The organism is Cellulomonas septica (genome assembly GCF_012396155.1).
Classification (GTDB): Bacteria; Actinomycetota; Actinomycetes; order Actinomycetales; family Cellulomonadaceae; genus Cellulomonas; species Cellulomonas septica.
Window position 1 is genome coordinate 1 of sequence record NZ_JAAXOY010000659.1, and the last position, 1,968, is coordinate 1,968.

At 72.9% G+C, this 1,968-nt stretch carries 3 protein-coding genes; all 3 read right to left on the bottom strand.

Translation table 11 applies throughout. The features are described 5' to 3' along the window. Nucleotides 1-121 precede the first annotated feature (121 nt). The gene (locus tag HGA02_RS17815; protein ID WP_168680579.1) at nucleotides 122-646 is read right to left on the bottom strand and encodes a hypothetical protein; all 525 of its coding nucleotides are present in this window, start codon (nucleotides 644-646) and stop codon (nucleotides 122-124) included. 200 nt (nucleotides 647-846) lie between these two features. Further along, nucleotides 847-1,584 carry a biuret amidohydrolase gene (gene biuH, locus HGA02_RS17820; protein ID WP_210728773.1) on the bottom strand — a complete coding sequence of 246 codons (738 nt, stop codon included), beginning with the start codon at nucleotides 1,582-1,584 and terminating at the stop codon, nucleotides 847-849. Further along, a partial coding sequence (locus HGA02_RS17825; protein WP_168680581.1) for a cysteine hydrolase family protein occupies nucleotides 1,581-1,968 on the bottom strand: 388 nt, incomplete at its 5' end. The genes biuH and HGA02_RS17825, both read right to left, overlap by 4 nt.

Here is a 1,968-nt window from a genome sequence, read left to right on the forward strand (position 1 = left end):
GTACCCGCGACCGCGTACGCGCTCGGCACGCCGACCGCGCCCAGCGCGAGCGCGACGACACCTGCACGCAGCGCCCACGTCCTGGCGGCGCGCCCCGTCGGCCGGCGGCCCGTCCGCGCGCTCACCAGGCACCGAACCGGAGCTCGACGAGGATCGCCTGCGGCATCTCGGCACCCTCACCCGGGTCGACCGCGACCGACGTGTTCGGCGCCACCGCGTACGTCTCCTCCGCACCGGAGGCCAGCTCCGCCGTCGCGGCCACCGGCTTGTCACCACCGCGCAGCAAGAAGGTGTGCGGCACCTCCAACGTCAGGAAGCCACGCAGACCCGACGTCCGGAAGCAGTAGTACGACCCGTACGGCTCCTCCTCCACCAACGTCTCCACCTGGATCAGACCCGGCGCGCACGACCCGCCCACAGCACCCGACCCCACCGGCTCGACGTGACCGTCACCCGTGAACACCTTCAACCCGTGCTCGGCGAGGACCGCGTCCGCACCCGGGTAGGCGAAGTCCTCCACCAACGACGACTGCACCTCCGCAGCCGCCGCCCCCTCCGCAGCACCCGCGCTGCTCGCCCACACCACCGCGACAGCAGCCACCACAGCCGCCGCCCCGACACCACCCACGACTCGTCTCACGTCCACGTCCCCTCCGTCGACCGCACGCACGTCGCGGGGTCCGGTAGCGAACGGTCGCCAGCGGTGCCACCTCCTCGAAGGCCCGCAGGAGGGGCAGACCACCCCGTGACGGCCAGGAGAGTAACGGCTCCCGAGCCTCGCGGGAGCCGTTCGACGTGCGCGTCCGGGTGAAGAGTCACCGCCGCAGCGCGCCTCGGCAATGTCGGCTATGACTGCGTGCCGCGCGGCTCCCCGAGCGCCGCCAGCAGCGCGGAGGAGTCCGCGACCGCGCCGAACACGCCGCCCTGCATCGTCACCATCTTGAGCGCCGCGAGGTAGTTGCCGTAGTCCGTCGCCCCCGTGCAGTCCGACAGCAGCAGGCACTCGTAGCCGCGGTCGTTCGCGTCGCGCATCGTCGTGTGCACGCACACGTCGGTCGTGATCCCGGTGAGGATCACGTGCGTGATCCCGCGGTTGCGCAGCACGAGGTCGAGGTCGGTCGCGTAGAACGAGCCCTTGCCCGGCTTGTCGATCACCACCTCACCAGCCAGCGGCGCGACCTCCGGGACGATCTCCCACCCCGGCTCGCCGCGCGTGAGGATGCGACCGCACGGGCCCAGGTCGCCGATGCCCGCGTCGATCCGGCGTGAGCGCCACAGCTTGTTCGCCGGCAGGTCCGACAGGTCCGGGCGGTGCCCCTCGCGCGTGTGCATCACGTGGAAGCCGAGCTCGCGTGCGGCCGCCAGCACGCGGGCCGTCGGCTCCAGGCCCGCGCGCGTGAGCGACAGGTCGTAGCCCATCGCGTCGACGTAGCCGCCCGGGCCGCAGAAGTCCTGCTGCCAGTCGATGTTGAGGAGGACGGTGGTCGCGGGCGAGAACGAGCCGTCGAACGGCCAGGCGTACGGGTCGGCGTCGACGGGGCCGAACACCGGGGTCGAGGTCGCGGTCGTGAGCTGCTCGGTCATGACAGGGCTCCAGACGTGGGGACAGGGCTGACAGGACGGGTCGTGAGCGAGGTGACGACGGCCGCGGTGCGCCCGACCGCGCCGAAGATCCCGCCGGACATCTCGACGCTCGACACCGCGGCACCCACGAGGTCCGGCGCGACGGGGACGCACGCGTCGACCACGAGCAGGCACTCGTACCCGCGGTCGTTCGCGTCGCGCATCGTCGAGTGCACGCACGTCTCGAGGCCGACACCGGCGAGCACGAGCCGGCGGACGCCGCGCGTGCGCAGCACGAGATCGAGGTCGCTCGCGTAGAAGGCGTCGATCCCGCCCGCGTCGAGCGCGACGTCCGCGAGGTCGTCGAGCGCCGTCGCGCCGGCGGGCGCGCTGCCGCCGACCGCG

What these genes read in the sequence shown, in the direction of transcription:
- biuH (WP_210728773.1), bottom strand. Translation starts at nt 1,584, where the DNA reads ATGACCGAGCAGCTCACGACCGCGACCTCGACCCCGGTGTTCGGCCCC.